The organism is Novosphingobium sp. BL-A-41-Hi4A-0G (assembly GCF_055521735.1).
The window spans coordinates 787,427-806,172 of sequence record NZ_CM145501.1; the positions used below are offsets into that span (position 1 = coordinate 787,427).

The window sequence follows — 18,746 nt, forward strand, 5'->3', positions numbered from 1 at the left end:
GGGGCAAGGGCTGATCCATGTCAGCCCATGGTCCCGCCCCGTTCAGCCCTTCCGCACCGCTCAAGCTGTTCAACAGTCTGACGCGCCAATTGGAAGTGTTCCAGCCCGTCCACCCAGGCGAGGCGCGCGTCTATTCCTGCGGTCCGACTGTCTACAACTATCCCCACATCGGCAACATGCGCGCCTATGTCTTTGCTGACATTCTGGGGCGTACACTGTCATTCAAGGGGCTGAAACTCACCCACGTCATCAACATCACCGACGTCGGCCACCTGACCGACGATGCCGATGATGGCGAAGACAAGATGGAGAAGATGGCGCGGTCTGAGGCCAGGTCCATCTGGGACATCGCGCAGCACTATACCCAGGCCTATTGGGAGGACGTGAAGGCGCTCAACATCCGCCAGCCCGCGCGCTGGACCATCGCCACCGAATACGTCCCCCAGATGATCGCTTTTGCGCAGAAGATCGCCGACAAGCACTGCTACGAACTCGACAGCGGTCTCTACTTCGATGTTTCGACTGTGGCCGATTACGGACGGTTGGCACGCGCGCAGACCGAGGATGGCGAGGGGCGTATCGAGGCCGTAGAAGGCAAGCGCAACGCGGCCGACTTCGCCATCTGGCGCAAGACGCCGCCCGGCGAGAAGCGCCAGATGGAATGGGATTCGCCGTGGGGGAAGGGCGCTCCGGGCTGGCATCTCGAATGCTCGGTGATGTCGGGTGAAGTGCTCGGCTTCCCCTTCGACATTCACACCGGTGGGATCGACCACCGCGAGATCCACCACCCCAACGAGATCGCGCAGAACCAGGCGTTCTGCTGCACAAACGGTCTGGACCTGCCCGCCAACTCCGGCGCGCGGGTGTGGATGCACAACAACTTTCTGGTCGAGCGCTCGGGCAAGATGAGCAAGTCGAGCGGAGAGTTCCTGCGGCTGCAGCTTCTGATCGACAAAGGTTACCACCCGCTCGCCTACCGCATGATGTGCCTGCAGGCGCATTACCGCAGCGAGCTGGAATTCTCGTGGGAAGGGCTCGCCGCTGCCCTAACGCGCCTCAAGCGGATTTTGATTGCGGTGGTGCAGCTGAAGGACCGCATTCCTCCCCGAACCGGGGAGGGGGACCATCCGCAGGATGGTGGAGGGGCACCCGACGCGCTCCTCACCGTTCCCGGCCCGCGCTTCACGCCCTTCCTCGAACGCTTCGACGCTGCCGTTTCGGACGACCTGAACACGCCGGTAGCGCTGACCGTGTTCGAGGAAGTGCTCGCGCTCAAGAAGATTGATGCTTCGGAAAAGCTGGCGGCACTGGCGGCGATGGATGCCGTTCTCGGTCTCGACCTCTTCGCCCTTGATCGAAAGGCCCTGCGCCTCAAGCCGAAGGGAGTCGAAACCACCGAAGCCGAAATCGAGGCTACCCTGGAAGCCCGCAAGGCAGCCCGCGCCGAAAAGGACTTCGCCCGCTCCGACGCCCTGCGCGACGAACTCGCGACCAAGGGCGTCGAGGTGATGGACGGTGACCCGCTGGGCTGGGAGTGGAAGCTGGGCTAGCGCTTGGGCACCACGACCAGTTTGTAGGGAATATACAGCAGGACTGTAGATTTCCGCTGAGAAGTGACCCGGTAAGGGCATAAATTTCCATTGAGAATTGACCCATGTTTGAACCCGCCCCTGGCTGACCAGTCAGGGGTATCGGGAGTGATCGACATGGATTTATTGAGTGTAATTCGCCGGTGGCGCCTTCGTGATAAGATCCCGCTTCGTGAGATTGAGCGGCGCACCGGTTTGTCGCGCAACACGATCCGCAAGTATCTGCGCGCGGATACGGTGGTGCCGCAGTTCAAGGTACCTGACCGGTCGAGCAAGCTGGACCCGTTTGCTGAGAAGCTGACGGGTTGGTTACAAATCGAGGCTGGCAAATCGCGCAAGCAGAAGCGCACGGCGAAGCAGATGCATGCTGATCTGGCCGTATTGGGCTACGAAGGGTCCTATAATCGTGTCGCTGCCTATGTGCGGGATTGGAAGGCAGGCCGTCTCTTGGCACAGCAGGCCAGTGGCCGCGGAACATACGTGCCTTTGGTTTTCCAGCCAGGTGAGGCGTTCCAGTTCGACTGGAGCGAAGATTGGGCAATTCTTGGTGGCGAGCGTGTCAAGCTGCAGGCGGCCCATACCAAACTATCACACAGCAAGGCGTTCATCGTGCGGGCCTATCCGTTACAGACGCATGAGATGCTGTTTGATGCACTGACGCAGGCATTCCGCGTGCTGGGTGGTGTGCCGCAGCGCGGGATCTTCGATAACATGCGAACTGCGGTCGATAAGATCGGCAAGGGCAAAGCCCGACAGGTCAACGCGCGCTTCACCGCAATGGCCAGCCACTACTTGTTCGAGCCTGCATTCTGCAATCCGGCCTCGGGGTGGGAGAAGGGCCAAGTCGAGAAGAACGTGCAAGATGCACGGCGGCGGCTGTGGCAGAAGTTGCCGAGCTTCCCGGATATCCATGCGCTCAATGCCTGGCTCGAGGAACAATGCATCGCGCAATGGGGTGAGATCCAACATGGCAACTTGCCCGGCACCGTAGCCGATGTACACGCCGCTGAGGTTGGTAGTCTGATGCCGCTGGGGCGGACCTTCGATGGTTTTGTCGAACACACCAAGCGGGTGTCCCCGATCTGCCTCATCAGCTTTGAACGCAATCGGTACAGCGTCCCGGCATCCTTTGCCAACCGCCCGGTCAGCATCAGGATCTACCCCGAGCGGATCGTGGTGGCGGCCGAGGGGCAGATCCTTTGCGAACATGCCAGAATCATTGACCGATCCCACCACACTGGCGGGCGGACAATTTATGACTGGCGGCATTATCTGGCAGTAGTCCAGCGCAAGCCGGGAGCACTGCGCAATGGCGCGCCATTCTTGCAGCTCCCAGAGGCCTTCAAGCAGCTGCAAAGCCAGCTCCTACGTCGTCCCGGCGGAGACAAGGAGATGGCGGAGATATTGGCGTTGGTGCTGCAACATGACGAACAGGCAGTGCTTTGCGCTGTCGAACTGGCGCTGGATGCGGGCGTCGCCACCAAGACCCACGTCCTCAATATCCTGCACCGCCTGATCGATGGTAAGGCTCCACCGGCAGCGCCGATTGACGCACCGCAGGCTTTGCGCCTTGCGCAAGAGCCGTTGGCCAATGTCGGACGTTATGATGCCCTGCGTGAGGGAGGGCTGCGTCATGCGTCATGACCCCGCCAGTGCCGCCGTTGTCGTCATGCTCAAGGCGCTGAAGTTGTATGGCATGGCCCAAGCAGTGGGGGACCTTATCGAGCAAGGCGCCCCAGCCTTCAGTGCCGCAGTGCCGATGGTCTCCCAGTTGCTCAAAGCCGAGATGGCCGAACGTGAGGTCCGCTCGATTGCTTATCAGATCAAGGCCGCCCGGTTCCCAGCTTACAAAGACCTGGCCGGGTTCGACTTCGCATCCAGCGAGGCCAACGAGGCCCTGGTTCGGCAACTCCATGGTGGCGAGTTCATCGACGGCGCTGACAACGTAGTACTGATTGGCGGGCCCGGAACCGGCAAATCGCACATCGCCACTGCGCTGGGAGTTCAAGCCGTCGAACATCACCGCAGAAAAGTGCGCTTCTTTGCCACGGTCGATCTGGTCAATGCGCTCGAACAGGAAAAAGCAGCCAACAAGGCGGGGCAGATTGCCGAACGTCTGCTCAAGCTCGATCTCATCATCCTTGATGAACTGGGCTATCTGCCGTTCAGCCCATCAGGCGGAGCTTTGCTGTTCCACCTGCTCAGCAAATTGTACGAACGCACCAGCGTCGTGATCACCACTAACCTCAGCTTCAGCGAATGGGCCGAGGTATTCAGCGATGCCAAGATGACCACAGCCCTGCTGGATCGGCTAACCCATCATTGCCACATCATCGAAACTGGCAATGACAGCTTCCGGTTCAGGGCCAGCTCTGCCTCACCAAAACCACGAAAGGAAAAATCACCAGCTTGACCCAAAACCCGCTCTGCGGGACATACCATCACCCGGGTCAATTCTCGATGGAAATACCGGGTCACTTCTCAGCGGAAATCTACACGGCAAGATCGCCTTTGCCGACCGTTCTGGCGGCAACCTCTCGCGGCCATTCTTCCCGGATGGCGAAGTCGGTCGTCCCCATGGGCCTTTCTCGCGTCCGATCACGGATTTCAGCCCGCTCGCCACTGGCCTCCAGATAGCCCTGGTCAAGGCCAACCTTCTCCAGCACGCGGTGTTCGTCCAAGGCTCGCTAAATGCGCGCGATGTGGTGCAGACCTGTACTGCGGTTCCCGATACGCCAACCGGCAAGAAGCGTCTGGCCAACGGCATCCAGATTTTCCCCGGCTCGGTGCCAATCTATCGCGGCGGCAAGTTGGTCGGTGCCATCGGCATTTCGGGCGACGGTATCGATCAGGACGACATGATCGCTTTCCTGGGCGCGCATAATGGCGGCGCAAAAGTCGGCGGGATCGGCAATGCGCCCAAGGAAATCCGCGCCGATACCATCGTCGTGCCCGTGGGGCAGGGCGTGCGCCTGCGCTACGTGAACTGTCCCTTCGCCCCGTTCCTCGATACGAGCGAACAGAACGCCTGCGAGGGCAAGTGATGCAGCAGGTGGCTATCCTTCTCGCCCCGGTGCTTGGTATCGCACAGCCGCATAGCCAGCCTGCACCGCTAACCTTCTACATGCAGGACGCATCGGGGACGGCACCGGGTGCTGCCGAACCGCAGCAGGCACCAACGGCTGACAGCAAGGCTGCGCTCCCGGGTGGCGAAACGGACGCCGAGGGCGCACTAATTGACGGACGCCGCCGCCCCGGTTTCAACAAGCAGCTCCCCGAAAAGGTCGAGCAGGACAATCCCGGCGCAGTCAACGCCCCGCCTCCCGAAGCCTTCTATGACAAGTACGATGGTGAAGGCCCGGTCGGCGATCTCGGCCTTGATGTCAGCCTGCCCGATCGCTGGCGCATCATGGCCTCGCTCTGCCCGAAGAAGGACCCGGCGACCGGCAAGAAGGACCGCGCGCTCTACACCCTGTTCCCCAAGCTCGAATATGCCTGCCATTCGCAGCTCGATCCGTTCCATCACAACCTGCTCAAGGGTGACCGTCCGCTGGCCAAGGGCAAGCGCCCCGGCTTCCTCAAAGGCGATGACTGGTACCTGATCGCAGGCGCCGTGTCTGATACTGTGGTTGAGCCGCGCAGCTTCCCGATCCCGGTTGGCAACCAGACCACGACCAACCCCAACGAGATCGATACCTTCGGCAGCAGCCACAGCCTCGTGCTGTCGCAGACTTTCATCGCCAGCGTCTCGTTGCTCAAGGGCATGACCGCGTTCAAGCCGCCGGTGGTCGAATACCGCATCGCGATTGCGGGCAACCTCAATCACGTCGAAGTGCCTGAACGTCGCGTGCTGTTTGTCGAGCCTTCAAAGGGTACCAAGCGCACCGATGGCTTCATCGGCCTGCAGGAAGCCTTCATCGATTATCACATCGGTCGGTTCGATTCGAAGCGCTTCGATTTCATCTCCTTGCGCACCGGTATCCAGCCGATGCAGTCGGATTTCCGCGGCTTTCTGTTCAACGACAACCAGCTCGGCATCCGCCTGTTCGGCAACCGCGACAACAACCGCGTCCAGTTCAATCTCGCCGCGTTTTGGCGGCTCGAGAAGGAAACCAATTCAGGCCTCAACGACATCAGCCAGACGCCCCGACGCGACTGGGTGTTCATGGCCAACCTCTATCGCCAGGATTTTCCCGCCGTCGGCGTAACCAGCCAGATCTCGGTTACCTACAACATGAACCGCGAGCGCAATCAGGTTCATGTCGACACCAACGGCTTCCCCGTCCGCCCGGCGCTGATCGGCGATCTGCGCGGGCGTGAATATGACGTGGTCTATCTGGGATATGCGGCTGACGGTCATATCGGTCGCCTGAACCTGACCGCTCAGGCCTATGCTGCACTGGGCGAGGACCGGAACAACTTCCTAACCAGCCGTCCGGCCGAGATCAAGGCGTTCATGGCCGCTGCCGAACTCAGCTACGACATCGACTGGTCACGCATCCGGCTCTCGGGGCTGTGGGCGAGCGGTGACAGCGACCCCTATGACAAGACCGAAGGCGGTTTCGACGCGATCTTCGAGAACCCGCAGTTTGCAGGCGCCGACACAAGCTACTGGATCCGCCAGACCATACCGTTCGCCGGCGGTGGCCGCGCGATTTCGGTCAATGGCCGCAATGGCATCCTCAACTCGCTGCGCTCCTCGAAAGAGCAAGGCCAGTCGAACTTTACAAACCCCGGCACGATGCTGGTCGGCCTTGGCACCGATTTCGACCTGACGCCCACCTTGCGCGTCTCGACCAACGTCAACCACTTGTGGTTCGAGAACACCAAAGTGCTGCAGGTCCTGCGCAACGAAGGGTCGATCCCCAAGGACATCGGCTGGGACGCGTCGGTCTCGGCGATCTGGCGTCCCAACGCCTCGCAGAATCTTGTTTTCCGCCTTTCGGGCGCAGTGCTTGATCCGGGGGCGGGGTTTGATGACCTGTTCGCCCAGCAGGGCAAGGCAAGCCGCTTCTATTCCGTCCTCGCCAACGCGACCCTGGCCTTCTGATGACCCAGCACATGACCAACACGCGCAGCTTCCGCAAACTTCCGCTGGCATGGCTGGTGGCAGCGCTCGCCGCGCTGCTGGTGCCGAGCGCGCTCTACGCTTCGGGCGAGGAGACGCCGCAGAAGGTCACGCACACCCGCGCACCTGCCGCTCCGCGCGGCCAGCCGGGCGACACTGCGGAAGAGCAGTGGGCCTACGTCGACAAGCAGAACGCCGGCTGCGTCAGCTGCCACACCAAGAGCGATCACCGAACGATGCACGCCAGCCCCGCCGTGGTGCTGTCGTGCGCGGATTGCCATGGCGGCAACACCAAGGTCGTGGCTGACCGTTCGTGGAACCGCAATTCCATCGATTACGTCGCGGCAATGAAGGACGCTCACGTCCTGCCGAAGTATCCCGTGGCCTGGGGCTGGCCGTCCTCGGCAAACCCCAAGCGTTCCTATGCGCTGCTGGCCAAGGAAAGCCCGGAATTCATCCGCTTCATCAACCCCTCGGACTATCGCGTCGCGCGTGATTCCTGCGGGGCCTGCCACATGTCGATCATCGAGGCGTCAGCGCGCTCGCTGATGTCGACCGGCGCAATGCTGTGGGGCGGCGCGGCCTATAACAACGGCATCGTGCCCTTCAAGAATTACCTCTTCGGTGAAAGCTTTACCCGCAATGGTGAGCCTGCGCTGCTCAAGTCGGCGTCGAAGGAAATCGGCCCCGATGGCAAGCCGATGTGGGGCACTGTCACACCCAAGGAGAAGGCGCGCGGCGCGCTGCCGATCATGTATCCGCTGCCGCGCTGGCATACGATCCCGCCGGGCGACGTGTTCCGCGTGTTCGAGGACGGCGGCCGCACGATCAACCCGCAGTTCCCCGAAATCGGTCTGCCCAACTCGACCGGTCTGATCCAGCGTCTTGAAGAGCCGGGCCGTCCCGATCTCAAGCAGTCCAACCGTGGCCCCGCTACAGGCCTGCGCGTCGCGATTCCGGTGCTCAACATCCACAAGACGCGCCTGAACGACCCGTTTCTGTTCCAGATGGGCACCAACGACCAGCCGGGCGACTATCGTTCCTCGGGCTGCGCCGCGTGCCACGTGATTTACGCGAACGATCGCGAACCGCGCCACTCGCTGAACTACGGCAAGTGCGGGCGTGACGGCCAGACGATCACCGCTGACCCCACGATCAATTCCCTGCGCGAAGGCCAGCACCGCAAGGGGGCCTATGGCTCCTATGATGCCGCAAAGGAGGAACACCACGACAAGGTTCGTGGCACCGTACTTGGCGGCAAGGGCAGCTACCTCGGTGGCGACAAGACCGATCCCGAGCAGGCAAAGGACATGGAAGGTGATTGCGCCCGCGCGATCTCTTCCGCCGAACAGCTTGTCTATGCCCCGGCCAAGGGCGTCGCCCCGCATGGTACGATGGACCATGACAAGATGGATCAGGCCTCGGCCCATGCCATGGCGGGGCTTGATGCCAAGGGCCATCCCAAGAAGGGCGACCATGGCGAGGACTCGCACGACTCCGATGGCCCGGTCGCCATGCAGGATCGCGAACGCGGCCACCCGCTGGTCCACGCCTTCACCCGCGCCATCCCGACCGCGCAGTGCATGAACTGCCACATGCACCAGCCGAACATCTTCCTGAACTCCTACCTCGGCTACACGATGTGGGACTACGAATCCGATGCGCCCAGCATGTGGCCCGGGCCCGAGAACCGCGCGCCCAAGCCTGCGGGCATGTCTGACGAGGACTACGCCAAGACGTTCAAGAAGCAGTTCTATCCCAACATCGACGAGCAGCGCGAAGTGCTCGACCGCAATCCGGAAGGTGCGTCCACGCGAGGTCTGTGGCGCGATGTCGAATTCCTGCGCAACGTCTATGACCTGAACGACAAGCTCGAACGCACCCAGTTCGCCGATTACCACGGCCACGGCTGGAACTTCCGCGCTATCCTCAAGCGTGACCGTCGCGGCAACCTGCTCGATGACGAGGGCGATATGTCGTCCTACGGCACCGACAAGGCGCACATCATCTCGCCCGATGACCCGGAAAAGTTCCGCAAGGCGGGCGAGGGCAAGTTCGTCGAACCAGGCGAGAGCAATCCCGGCAAGGCGGTCCACATGATGGACATCCACGCCCAGCTAGGCATGCAGTGCGCCGATTGCCATTTCTCGCAGGACAGCCACGGCAATGGCATGATCTACGGCGAAGTCGCCAATGCGGTCGAGATCGGGTGCAAGGATTGCCACGGCACGCCTGACAGCTACCCGACGCTGCTGACCTCGAACATGGCTGCGCCGGAAAAGGGCAACAACCTTGCCCTGCTGCGCAACGCCGATGGCCAGCGCCGCTTTGAATGGTACAACGAGGCTGACGGCCGCCGCGTGCTGGTGCAGCGCTCGATCATCGATCCGAACCTGTCCTGGCGCGTCAGCCTGGTGAAGGATTCGGTCGACGCACGCTATGCCGGCAAGATGGACTCGACCGGCAAGCCGATCTTCAATCCCAAGGCCGCGCGCGCCAAGCTGATGGCCAAGTCCGCATCTGATGACGGCGTCTACAAGTTCGGCACCGGCGTGCCCAAGGAGCAGCGCGCCCACCGTGACGACGACATGGCCTGCTTCACCTGCCACCTTTCGTGGACCACCTCGTGCGCAGGCTGCCACCTGCCGATCGAGGCGAACTGGAAGTCGGCCACCCACAAGTACGAGGAAGACTACACCCGCAACTACGCGACCTATAACCCGCAGGTCGCGCGTGATGACATGTTCCAACTCGGCAAGCACCAGCGCAACAAGTCGTCGGGCTCCGATCCGGTGCAGTTCGATGCGGCAGGCAACCCCGTCAGCGGTAAGGCGATTACCGCGCCCATCCGCTCGACCTCGGCGCTGATCCTGTCCTCGACCAACATCAACCGCGAACGCATCTACGTGCAGCAGCCGCCAATCTCCTCGATCGGTTACTCCAGCCAGGCCTTCGCGCCGCACTTCCCGCACACCGTCCGCAAGAACGAGACGAAGCAGTGCACCGACTGCCATGTCAGTCAGGACGAGGACAACAACGCCACGATGGCGCAGTTGCTCCTGCTCGGCACCAACTACGTGAACTTCGTCGGCATGAACGCCTGGTTCGGCCTCGACGGCGGTTTCGAAGCGGTCCGCGTGACCGAATGGGACGAGCCGCAGGCCGTGATCGGCTCCTATCTCCACCGCTACGCCTATCCGGACTTCTGGAAGCAGCACGTGGAAGACAACGGTCGCGAACTGAAGAACTGGACCCGCGGCAAATCGTTCGATGGCAAGCTCTCGGGCGAAACCACCGGGCACGAGCAATTCACCAATGTGGTCGAAGGCACCAGGGACGCGGTCCGCTGCTTGCAGATGCGTGGCGAATACATGTTCGTCGCCGAAGGTAAGGGCGGCTTCCGCGCCTATGACATCGCGGCTGTCGGCAACAAGGGCTTCTCCGAGCGCATCGTGAAGGCCCCGTTCTCACCGCTCGGCCACGATACCCATGTCGCCACCACCAACGCGACCTGCATGGCCTTGCCAACCAACCAGTCGATCGCGCCCACGCGCAACACGCCTGAGCTGCGCGGCCTCAATCAGGAGCAGCCGTTCTCGCCGATCTACAGCTATGCCTTTGTCACTGACGCGGTTGAAGGCCTGATCGCGGTCAACGTCGATACGCTGGCCGATGGCGAGTTCCGCAACAACTTCTTCGACCGCGCGCTGACCTTCAATCCGGACGGCGTGCTCACCGGCGCAAGGCACATCACGCTGGCTGGCGATTACGCCTACATCGTGACTGACAAGGCGCTGGTCACCGTCCACCTGCCCAAGCCGTGGTCCCCGCAGAAGCCCTGCGAGGTGAGTGAAAAGAAAGGCGGAGAGACCTGCCTTGATCCGCGCATCACCTCGGTTGTGCCCTTGCGCGATCCGCGCGCCACGGCGGTCCAGTTCCGCTACCTCTGGGTGACGACGGCCAACGGGCTTGAGCTGATGGACATCACCAATCTGGCCCAACCCAAGGCGGTTCCCTCCGCCACGGTGCCGCTGGCCGATGCCCGCCGCGTCTATCTTGCCCGTACTTACGCCTATGTCGCGGCCAAGTCGCAAGGGTTGGTGATCGTCGACATCACCGCACCGACGCGCCCGTCGATCTACACCAGCTACACCGCCGACGGGCAACTCAACGATGCCGAGGACGTGATTGTTGCGTCCACCAATGCCTCGCTCTTTGCCTACGTCGCCGATGGCCGGAACGGGATGAAGGTGCTGCAGCTGACGTCGCCTGCCAGCCAGCCGAACTTTTATGGCTTCTCGCCCGAGCCCAAGCCGGAACTGATCGCCTGGGCCCGCACGCCCACGCCAGCTCTCGCGCTGTCCAAGGGGCTCGACCGCGATCGCGGAGTGGATGAAACCGGCGGCCAGATGGCGGTCTTCGGTCGCCTCGGTTCGCGTCCTTTCACGCGGCCGGAGATGGAAGAGCTGTTCCTCAACAGCAAGGGCGACGTGTTCCGCGTCTCGAATGCCGTGGACATGAGCCTGTGGGTCGGCGCAAAGCCCGCCCCGATGCTGGCGAAGATCGACAAATAGAGTTTCACTGTTGGAGAGGAGAGCGGGTGCCTCACGGGGCACCCGCCGATCTCTCAGTCCGCGTCGAGCAGCAGGATCTCGCACTCCACTTCCAGCAGCGATGACGGCAGTAGTTCGTGGTCAACCCGTGTTACCGCAGCATCGGCCACCAGCTCGCGCCGCAGCTTGAACTCGTGCTCTGGCAACGCCGCCACGAAGGCCTCGCCATCGCTCACCGCATCGCTTCCGGCGAAACGCAGCACCAGGCGGTGGCGCGCCCCTGAAAAGGTGATGCTCGCCCAGGGCGTTTCGCCATGGCTGACAATCTCGGCCAGCGGCCCGGCAACTTCGCGGATGGCCCGGAGCAGCCGATCAGCCGTCGTCGTCAGCGCGCGGGGCGGGGGAGGGGTTTGCGCGACGGATTTCGTCTCGAAGGCGCCCGGATCAAGCAGCATGGACATTCTCTCCAAATTTGTTCATGAAATGTTCTACGCGTGAGATCAGCGCGGAGCGTGGTTCGCGGCCGTTGCGCAAATCGCCCACAAGACGGGGATCGTGCGCAGCAAGGCGGCCGAATTTTGTGGCGGGCATTCCCGTTTGCCGAAGGAAACTCTCGACCTTGCGGAGCAGCATGTCCTTTCATCCTCCTGATGCTGGCGTCCTGGAGACGACTCGAAATAGGATTTTTCCTATGTTGATCTCAAAATCCTACAATGCTAGGAAAAGTCCTTCGAAATTGGAGGAAGGTGCCAATGACCCTGCAGGATAGCGAATCGGATGACGGTGCCCGCGCCCGCCTCGTCGCGCTTGCCGCGCAGCGCGGTGTCAGCCTGTCGGCGCTCTCCGCGCTGATCGGGCGTAACACCACCTATCTTCAGCAGTTCGTTCGCAAGGGCAGCCCGCGCAAGCTTGAGGAAAACGACCGGCGCACACTGTCCGAGTTCTTCGGCGTGCCCGAAAGCGACCTTGGCGCACATCAGCGCGGGGTGGTCGCGGTAGGTCAGGTTGGATTCGGCACCGCCGCAGCGATTGGCCGCGCCGTCACGCCCGAATGGGCCGATATCCCGCGCCTGCCGCTTGGCGCATCAGCTGGCCCCGGCACCCTGCCTGCAGAGGAAATCCCCTCCGGCCGCCTGCGCTTCAATCACCGCTGGCTCAAGGGGCAAGGCCTCGAACCCGCCATGCTCACCGTGATCGAAGTCGAGGGCGACTCGATGGAGCCGACCTTGCGTGACGGTGACGAGATCCTTGTCGACCGCACCCCGCGCCCCTTGCGCGCCGGGATCCACGTCATCCGCCTCGACGATGTGCTGTTGGTCAAGCGCCTCGAACCCGGCCCCGGCGGCACCTTGCGCGTCATATCCGACAATGCCGCCTATCCCCGCCTCGAACGTGCCGCCAGTGAAGTGGAGATTGTCGGTCGTGTCGTCTGGAAGGGCGGGCGGCTTTAGGCCCGGAACTCCATCTGGATCAGCGGGTACGGCCGTCCTTGCCCGTCGAGCGCCGAGCGCCCCGTTTCAGCAAATCCCATACGAGCATAGAAGGCGCGTGCGCCCATGTTCTGCTCGTTCACCTCGAGCTTCGTCGCACCCAACACCTCTACCGCGTGCCGCACCAGCGCATGGCCAATTCCTTGGCCATGGCACGCCGGATCGACGAACAGTGACTCGATCACGCCGCTTGCGGCGAGCAGGAACCCCGTCGCCTGGTCCGAAGAATCGACCGCGAGCACGAGGGGCGCCTGTGGCAGAAATCCAGCTACCTCCACGCCGATTGCAAGACGATCGCCAAGCAGAAGAAAGTCATGCGTTGCATCGACAGCGGCGGCCCAGATCGCCAGCGCGCGGGAGCCATCTTCAGGGCGTGATCGGCGTAGCTTGTGCATCGCGGCACGTTATGTCGACGACCTGACCATTGCAATTGTCGCTCCCGCGTTCCAAATCCCCAACATGACCCAGCCCACAGCCGAACCCGCCTTCAAGGTCGCGATCATCCCCGTGACCCCGCTCCAGCAGAATTGCACGCTGGTCTGGTGCACGAAGACCATGAAGGGCGCCTTCATCGATGCAGGCGGTGATCTCGAAAAGCTGCGCAAGGCGATCGAAGTCACCGGGGTGACGATCGAGAAGCTGCTCGTGACCCACGGCCACCTCGATCACTGCGGCAGCGTTGGCATTTTCGCGCGCGAACTTGGGGTGCCGATCGAAGGGCCGCATGAGGCTGACCGCTTCTGGATCGCGCAGCTCGATGAGGATTCGCAGCGCTGGGGCATCCCTGCCGAGGTGTTCGAGCCCAATCGCTGGCTCCATGATGGCGACAAGGTCACCGTCGGAGAAGTCGAACTCGACGTGATCCACTGCCCCGGCCACACGCCTGGCCACGTGATCTTCCATCACGCACCGTCACAGGTCGCCATTGTCGGGGATGTGCTGTTCCAGGGCTCGATCGGGCGCACCGATTTCCCGATGGGCAACCATCAGGATCTTATCGATTCGATCACGCAGAAGCTCTGGCCACTCGGCAACGACGTGACTTTCGTGCCCGGCCACGGCCCCAACAGCACCTTCGGCCGCGAACGCCAGACCAACGTCTACGTCAGCGACTATGCGCTGAGCTGAGCAGACGCGCTCAAGATATTCCCCTCCCGCAGGCGGGAGGGGGTAGGGGTGGGCAGGATGCTACGCCACCCCCGAAACATTCACATATCCAGAGCGATCGATACCGCCCAAACGCCAAGGCCGAGCTGCGAAAGCATGGTCGTAAGCGTCCCCACGCCGCGCAGGAAGCCGAGCGGACCGCCGTCCATGCCCACGCCGTGGCCGACACGGCCAAGCATGTAGAGGGCTGCAACGCCCATCAGGTAAGGATTGCCGGTACGGGCAAGCTCGACCGCCGCGATAAGCACCAGCACGATCGGTGTGTTCTCGATGAAGTTCGCCTGCGCGCGCATGCGGGCGATCAGTTCCATGTCGCCGCCGTCGCCGATGCTGATCTTCTTGGCGGTGCGAACCATGCCGATGCGGATGGAAAGCCAGATGTTGATGGCAGCGGCCGCAGCAGCCGCGCACAGCGTGATTGGCAGGATTGTCATTCCTCAGGTTATCCCCTCTCAGATGGCCCCCATGTGAGGGTCCGTCGCCAAAGCTAGCGCGCCCCAGCTTGCAAAGCATCAGAAAATCCGTATAGGCGCGCCTTCGCCCAGCGATTGGCGAATCCCGTGACTTGTGGCGTCCTTCGCCGCGTGCGGGTCCTGTGCCAAACAGGGCTTGTGCGAAGGTCCGGTTTTCCCTATCGCGCCCGCAACAAAACTATGCAATTCTAAGAACAGGTGCCGAGATGGCCGTCCCCAAAAGAAAGACTTCGCCCTCACGCCGGGGCATGCGCCGCAGCCATGACGCACTGAGCGTCGAAGCGTTCCACGAATGCTCGAACTGCGGTGAACTCAAGCGTCCGCACAACCTGTGCAACGCTTGCGGTCACTACAACGGTCGCGAAGTCATCGCCGTCGGGCTCTAAGCCTTCAAACGGGGGGGACTGAGGACATGAGCCTGCCGCGTATCGCCGTTGATGCGATGGGCGGCGATGAGGGCGTGCGCGTGATGGTCGAAGGCGCGGCGCTTGCCCGTCGTCGTCATGACCGCTTCAAGTTCCTCCTCGTCGGTGATGAGGCCCGCATCAAGCAGGCCCTCGAAAACCATCCAAACCTGCGTGAAGCTTCTGAAATCCTCCATGCACCCGATGTGGTGTCGGGGGATGAGAAGCCGACGCAGGCCCTTCGCCGTGCCAAGACCACCTCGATGGGGCTGGCGATCAATGCGGTGAAGCAGGGTCATGCCGGGGCTGCGGTCAGCGCTGGCAATACCGGTGCGCTCATGGCCATGGCCAAGCTCGCGCTGCGCACCATGCCGGGGATTGACCGGCCGGCCCTTTCTGCACTTCTGCCGACGCTCGGCGAACATGATCTGATCATGCTCGATCTTGGCGCCAACACCGATTGCGATGCCCGCAACCTGGTGCAGTTTGCGATCATGGGTGCGGCCTATGCCCGCATCGTCAATGGCCTCGAATCGCCCCGCGTCCGCCTGCTCAACATCGGCACGGAAGAGACCAAGGGTACCGATTCCCTGCGCGATGCCGCCAACCAGCTCAAGGAACTGGCGGGGGACCTGGCGATGACATTCGACGGCTTCACCGAAGCCGACAAGCTTTCGCGCGGCGATTGCGACGTCGTCGTTACCGATGGCTTCTCCGGCAATATCGCATTGAAGTCGATGGAGGGCGCTGCCCGTTTCGTGGCGGACCTGCTGCGCCGCAGCTTCTCCTCGTCGCTGCGCTCGAAGTTCGGCTTCCTGATCTCGCGCCCGGCGACCGAGCTGCTCAAGCATCACCTTGATCCCAACAACCACAACGGGGCCGTGTTCCTCGGCCTCAATGGCGTCGTGGTAAAGAGCCATGGCAGCGCTTCGGCGCTCGGCGTGGCCAATGCCGTTGCGGTAACAGCCCGACTGCTGGAGGAAAACCTGACCGAGCGCATCGAAGCCGACCTTGCGCGCCTCGGCGCGGAAGCCATTCGCACCGGCGGTCGCGGCAAGTCAGCTCCCGTCAGCAGCGAGGACGCGGCATGAGCCTGCGCGCGGTCATCCGAGGCAGCGGCTCCGCCCTGCCGCAGCGCTGTGTGACCAACGCTGAAATGGCGCAGATGGTCGACACTACCGACGAATGGATCGTCGAGCGCACCGGTATCCGCCAGCGCTACCTCGCGAGCGAAGGCGAAACGACGTCCACGCTCGCCACCGAAGCGGCCCGCAAGGCTATCGAAGCGGCTGGAATCGATGCTGCAAAGGTCGATCTGATCGTTCTCGCCACGGCAACGCCCGACCAGACGTTTCCGGCTACTGCCACGATCGTGCAGCATAACCTCGGCTGCAACGGCGGCATCGCCTTCGATGTAGCGGCGGTCTGCTCGGGTTTCCTCTACGCGCTCGCCACTGCGGATTCGATGATCCGCACCGGCATGGCCAAGTGCGCACTGGTGATCGGCGCTGAGACCTTCAGCAAGATTCTTGACTGGGAAGACCGCACAACCTGCGTTCTATTCGGCGATGGTGCAGGCGCGGTCGTGCTAGAAGCGCAGGACGTTGACGAAAACGATCCTGCCGCCCCCGGCGTGATTGCCACGCGCCTCCACGCCGATGGCGCGCACAACGAACTGCTCTATGTCGATGGTGGTCCGTCCACCACCGGCACGGTCGGCAAGGTCCGCATGAAGGGCCGCGAGGTGTTCCGCCACGCCGTCACCAATCTGGCCAACGTCCTGCGGGAAGTGCTTGAAACTTCAGGGCATGATGCAACCGAGATCGACTGGGTCGTGCCGCATCAGGCCAACTTCCGCATTCTCGACGCCACCGCGCGCAAGCTCGATCTGCCTGCGGAGAAGGTCGTCGTTACGGTTGATCGCCACGCCAACACCAGCGCAGCATCGGTGCCGCTCGCCTTCGATACTGCCGTCCGCGATGGCCGCATCAAGAAGGGTGACCTCGTGATGTTCGAGGCGATGGGCGGCGGCTTCACCTGGGGCGCCAGCCTCGTGCGCATCTGAAGTCCCACGCACTTCGTCGTTGCGAGGGGCGTAGCGACGAAGCAATCCATAGTCAGCGCAAGACCGCCCTGGATTGCTTCGCTGCGCTCGCAATGACGGAGATGCAGGGCAATCCTCAACCAACCGTCCCACACCGGCCCAGTCTTATCCTTCCCCTGCAACGCATTGCATTGCGTTCCGCAGAATCAGCGTTATTGTCCATCGCCTTGGCGTCTTCTGACTTCTGGGGGGAATTAAGGATGCGTTCTGTAGGTACACTGACCCGGGCCGATCTGGCCGAGAGCATCAACCGACGTGTTGGGCTGTCGCGTGCGGATTCGCTCGAAATGGTTGAATCCATCCTGCAGCATATGTGCGATGCACTGGCTGAGGGTGAAAACGTGAAGATTTCGGGCTTCGGCACTTTCCTGCTGCGCGACAAGGCGGAGCGGATCGGCCGCAATCCCAAGACCGGCATCGAAGTGCCGATCACGCCGCGCCGCGTCCTCAGCTTCCGCGCCAGCCAGATGCTGAAGGACCGCATCGGCCAGGGCTGATCGCCAGCGGATGAACGCGCCCGAACTTCCCGGTGCCGGACCTGATCCGGAAGACGGCAAGGAACCGGGCGCATTCCGCACGATTGGCGAAGTGGCCAGAACGCTCGGCATCCGCCAGCACGTCCTGCGCTATTGGGAAGAGCAATTTCCCATGCTCCGCCCGCTCACCCGAGCGGGCGGCCGCCGCTACTACCGCCCCGAAGACGTCGCCCTCATCACCGAAATCCACCGCCTCCTCCACAAGGAAGGCTTCACGATCAAGGGCGCAAGGCAGGCGCTGCGGGGGAAGAAGGGGGCTGCTGTGGCTGCGGTTCCGTCGCCAGAGCCTGCACCCCAGGCCCCCGACGAACAATCCGCCGCGCCACTTTTGACCTACCTCCAATCCATCCGCGACCGGCTGGCCGCTGCGTTGGAAGAGTAGGGTTAGCCACAAATAGCCAAGCCCCGTGTCAAGCACGGGGCGACGCAGTTTTCGGTTGGCAGATTAGCTTTGCAAAAAACCCCGTCGCCCCGTGCTCGACACGGGGCTTTGCTTCCTTTGCAACGTCACATTGCCCCGATGGGCCAAAACTCCGTGGTCACAGATATCGGCCTCATGCGAGCCTAACTAGCGTTGGCTCATCTGGCTTGGCATAATACGTGATCGAACCATTGATTACGATTTTCCCAAGACGATGCATTTCGCGCAAGCGCCACTTGGTAAAGTCGTCACCTTTGGTGTGATTACCGTCCCACAAAGCCACCATTGTCTCTCCGACAACGTAACCCAATTTCCGCCAGTCCGTTGTGCATTGCTGGAGAATAACGTCATCAAGGTAGTCGTCCGGCACACTCACAGCCGCTCCTTGCATTACCAAGCGCAGGTTTGTTCCCTCATTGCAGAGGCGGGTCCAATGGCCTTTAGGAAACCGCTTTTCGTCCCAAGACTGACGCTCTGCGTTCTCTAGGACATACTGGAATTCCTCGGCTCCGAGTTCACCGAGACCTTGAGGCGCTTCCCCCTTCCAGCTTCCGGGAAAGCCTTTATCCACCAAGATGAATGATGCCCTCTCACCACCAAAGTGATCAAGGTACCAATGGAGACCGCACAACTCCTTGGCGTTCTGTGGAGCAACCCAAACCAAATGCTCGTCGTGGAACTCAAGCTTGTTCAAGAACTCCTGCGGCTCATCTGCGACCCAACTCCACATGCCATCATCGGAACCCGATGGCAGATTCTGGTTCAGCCACGCTTGGCGTTCGGCAAAGTCTCCAGTGGCGATGGGTCCCCAAGAGAGATCGTCCAGAATGTCGGCGACCCGCTCTTGGCGGCCGCACCCCTTCAGTGCTTGGCGAAGACTACCCGCACCTGACGAACTGAAGATTACGTGGATCAAGAAACTACCTCGAAAACCGTGTCAG

General features: G+C 62.1%; 17 protein-coding genes and 1 pseudogene. 13 read left to right on the plus strand and 5 right to left on the minus strand.

The window, feature by feature from the left end:
- Window positions 1-17: 17 nt before the first annotated feature.
- From cysS to ACZ1JX_RS03900, 6 genes and pseudogenes are all read left to right on the plus strand, one after another.
- The gene (gene cysS, locus ACZ1JX_RS03875; protein WP_465125480.1) at window positions 18-1,550 is read left to right on the plus strand and encodes a cysteine--tRNA ligase; all 1,533 of its coding nucleotides are present in this window, start codon (window positions 18-20) and stop codon (window positions 1,548-1,550) included.
- Window positions 1,551-1,706: 156 nt separating this feature from the next.
- Window positions 1,707-3,233, plus strand: a complete 1,527-nt coding sequence (istA, locus tag ACZ1JX_RS03880; protein ID WP_277788710.1) for an IS21 family transposase — start codon at window positions 1,707-1,709, stop codon at window positions 3,231-3,233.
- Entirely contained in the window at window positions 3,223-4,002 is a 780-nt protein-coding gene (gene istB, locus ACZ1JX_RS03885) for an IS21-like element helper ATPase IstB (RefSeq protein WP_086740912.1), read from the plus strand. Before istA ends, istB begins: the two co-directional genes overlap by 11 nt.
- Before the next feature lie 79 nt (window positions 4,003-4,081).
- Window positions 4,082-4,633, plus strand: a pseudogene (locus tag ACZ1JX_RS03890) (heme-binding protein); the annotation flags it as partial.
- Window positions 4,633-6,639: a hypothetical protein gene (locus tag ACZ1JX_RS03895; RefSeq protein WP_465125481.1), complete on the plus strand. Its 2,007-nt coding sequence runs from the start codon at window positions 4,633-4,635 to the stop codon at window positions 6,637-6,639. The pseudogene ACZ1JX_RS03890 and the gene ACZ1JX_RS03895, both read left to right, overlap by 1 nt.
- Window positions 6,639-11,231, plus strand: coding sequence for an LVIVD repeat-containing protein (locus tag ACZ1JX_RS03900; protein WP_465125482.1), 4,593 nt, complete (start codon window positions 6,639-6,641; stop codon window positions 11,229-11,231). Before ACZ1JX_RS03895 ends, ACZ1JX_RS03900 begins: the two co-directional genes overlap by 1 nt.
- 53 nt (window positions 11,232-11,284) lie before the next feature.
- Here ACZ1JX_RS03900 and ACZ1JX_RS03905 read toward each other — a convergent pair whose 3' ends face one another.
- Both ACZ1JX_RS03905 and ACZ1JX_RS03910 read right to left on the minus strand, forming a co-directional pair.
- Complete coding sequence (locus tag ACZ1JX_RS03905) at window positions 11,285-11,665, minus strand: hypothetical protein (protein WP_465125483.1); 381 nt, start codon at window positions 11,663-11,665, stop codon at window positions 11,285-11,287.
- The gene (locus ACZ1JX_RS03910) at window positions 11,655-11,843 is read right to left on the minus strand and encodes a hypothetical protein (protein ID WP_465125484.1); all 189 of its coding nucleotides are present in this window, start codon (window positions 11,841-11,843) and stop codon (window positions 11,655-11,657) included. Before ACZ1JX_RS03910 ends, ACZ1JX_RS03905 begins: the two co-directional genes overlap by 11 nt.
- 119 nt (window positions 11,844-11,962) lie before the next feature.
- On the opposite strand from ACZ1JX_RS03910, the gene ACZ1JX_RS03915 reads away from it, so the two are divergent.
- Complete coding sequence (locus ACZ1JX_RS03915; protein ID WP_465125485.1) at window positions 11,963-12,661, plus strand: S24 family peptidase; 699 nt, start codon at window positions 11,963-11,965, stop codon at window positions 12,659-12,661.
- Here the strand turns inward: ACZ1JX_RS03915 and ACZ1JX_RS03920 are convergent.
- Window positions 12,658-13,095, minus strand: coding sequence for an acetyltransferase (locus tag ACZ1JX_RS03920; RefSeq protein ID WP_465125486.1), 438 nt, complete (start codon window positions 13,093-13,095; stop codon window positions 12,658-12,660). The two genes, ACZ1JX_RS03915 and ACZ1JX_RS03920, sit on opposite strands and share 4 nt — an antisense overlap.
- A gap of 64 nt (window positions 13,096-13,159) precedes the next feature.
- Between ACZ1JX_RS03920 and ACZ1JX_RS03925 the strand changes: the two genes are divergently transcribed.
- Complete coding sequence (locus ACZ1JX_RS03925) at window positions 13,160-13,828, plus strand: MBL fold metallo-hydrolase (protein ID WP_465125487.1); 669 nt, start codon at window positions 13,160-13,162, stop codon at window positions 13,826-13,828.
- 80 nt (window positions 13,829-13,908) lie between these two features.
- Here ACZ1JX_RS03925 and ACZ1JX_RS03930 read toward each other — a convergent pair whose 3' ends face one another.
- Entirely contained in the window at window positions 13,909-14,301 is a 393-nt protein-coding gene (locus tag ACZ1JX_RS03930; RefSeq protein WP_465125488.1) for an MAPEG family protein, read from the minus strand.
- A gap of 245 nt (window positions 14,302-14,546) precedes the next feature.
- On the opposite strand from ACZ1JX_RS03930, the gene rpmF reads away from it, so the two are divergent.
- From rpmF to ACZ1JX_RS03955, 5 genes are all read left to right on the plus strand, one after another.
- Entirely contained in the window at window positions 14,547-14,726 is a 180-nt protein-coding gene (gene rpmF / locus ACZ1JX_RS03935; RefSeq protein ID WP_039331452.1) for a 50S ribosomal protein L32, read from the plus strand.
- 26 nt (window positions 14,727-14,752) lie between these two features.
- Entirely contained in the window at window positions 14,753-15,835 is a 1,083-nt protein-coding gene (gene plsX, locus ACZ1JX_RS03940; protein ID WP_465125489.1) for a phosphate acyltransferase PlsX, read from the plus strand.
- The gene (locus ACZ1JX_RS03945) at window positions 15,832-16,809 is read left to right on the plus strand and encodes a beta-ketoacyl-ACP synthase III (protein ID WP_465125490.1); all 978 of its coding nucleotides are present in this window, start codon (window positions 15,832-15,834) and stop codon (window positions 16,807-16,809) included. The genes plsX and ACZ1JX_RS03945 overlap by 4 nt, the downstream gene beginning before the upstream one ends.
- 239 nt (window positions 16,810-17,048) lie before the next feature.
- Window positions 17,049-17,345, plus strand: coding sequence for an integration host factor subunit alpha (locus ACZ1JX_RS03950; RefSeq protein ID WP_465125491.1), 297 nt, complete (start codon window positions 17,049-17,051; stop codon window positions 17,343-17,345).
- 10 nt (window positions 17,346-17,355) lie between these two features.
- Complete coding sequence (locus tag ACZ1JX_RS03955; protein WP_465125492.1) at window positions 17,356-17,766, plus strand: MerR family transcriptional regulator; 411 nt, start codon at window positions 17,356-17,358, stop codon at window positions 17,764-17,766.
- A gap of 172 nt (window positions 17,767-17,938) precedes the next feature.
- On the opposite strand, the gene ACZ1JX_RS03960 is transcribed toward ACZ1JX_RS03955, so the two are convergent.
- Window positions 17,939-18,721: a DUF3658 domain-containing protein gene (locus ACZ1JX_RS03960; RefSeq protein ID WP_465125493.1), complete on the minus strand. Its 783-nt coding sequence runs from the start codon at window positions 18,719-18,721 to the stop codon at window positions 17,939-17,941.
- Window positions 18,722-18,746: the final 25 nt, after the last annotated feature.

What these genes read in the sequence shown, in the direction of transcription:
- cysS (WP_465125480.1), top strand. Translation starts at nt 18, where the DNA reads ATGTCAGCCCATGGTCCCGCCCCGTTCAGCCCTTCCGCACCGCTCAAG.
- istA (WP_277788710.1), top strand. Translation starts at nt 1,707, where the DNA reads ATGGATTTATTGAGTGTAATTCGCCGGTGGCGCCTTCGTGATAAGATC.
- istB (WP_086740912.1), top strand. Translation starts at nt 3,223, where the DNA reads ATGCGTCATGACCCCGCCAGTGCCGCCGTTGTCGTCATGCTCAAGGCG.
- ACZ1JX_RS03895 (WP_465125481.1), top strand. Translation starts at nt 4,633, where the DNA reads ATGCAGCAGGTGGCTATCCTTCTCGCCCCGGTGCTTGGTATCGCACAG.
- ACZ1JX_RS03900 (WP_465125482.1), top strand. Translation starts at nt 6,639, where the DNA reads ATGACCCAGCACATGACCAACACGCGCAGCTTCCGCAAACTTCCGCTG.
- ACZ1JX_RS03905 (WP_465125483.1), bottom strand. Translation starts at nt 11,665, where the DNA reads ATGCTGCTTGATCCGGGCGCCTTCGAGACGAAATCCGTCGCGCAAACC.
- ACZ1JX_RS03910 (WP_465125484.1), bottom strand. Translation starts at nt 11,843, where the DNA reads ATGCTGCTCCGCAAGGTCGAGAGTTTCCTTCGGCAAACGGGAATGCCC.
- ACZ1JX_RS03915 (WP_465125485.1), top strand. Translation starts at nt 11,963, where the DNA reads ATGACCCTGCAGGATAGCGAATCGGATGACGGTGCCCGCGCCCGCCTC.
- ACZ1JX_RS03920 (WP_465125486.1), bottom strand. Translation starts at nt 13,095, where the DNA reads ATGCACAAGCTACGCCGATCACGCCCTGAAGATGGCTCCCGCGCGCTG.
- ACZ1JX_RS03925 (WP_465125487.1), top strand. Translation starts at nt 13,160, where the DNA reads ATGACCCAGCCCACAGCCGAACCCGCCTTCAAGGTCGCGATCATCCCC.
- ACZ1JX_RS03930 (WP_465125488.1), bottom strand. Translation starts at nt 14,301, where the DNA reads ATGACAATCCTGCCAATCACGCTGTGCGCGGCTGCTGCGGCCGCTGCC.
- rpmF (WP_039331452.1), top strand. Translation starts at nt 14,547, where the DNA reads ATGGCCGTCCCCAAAAGAAAGACTTCGCCCTCACGCCGGGGCATGCGC.
- plsX (WP_465125489.1), top strand. Translation starts at nt 14,753, where the DNA reads ATGAGCCTGCCGCGTATCGCCGTTGATGCGATGGGCGGCGATGAGGGC.
- ACZ1JX_RS03945 (WP_465125490.1), top strand. Translation starts at nt 15,832, where the DNA reads ATGAGCCTGCGCGCGGTCATCCGAGGCAGCGGCTCCGCCCTGCCGCAG.
- ACZ1JX_RS03950 (WP_465125491.1), top strand. Translation starts at nt 17,049, where the DNA reads ATGCGTTCTGTAGGTACACTGACCCGGGCCGATCTGGCCGAGAGCATC.
- ACZ1JX_RS03955 (WP_465125492.1), top strand. Translation starts at nt 17,356, where the DNA reads ATGAACGCGCCCGAACTTCCCGGTGCCGGACCTGATCCGGAAGACGGC.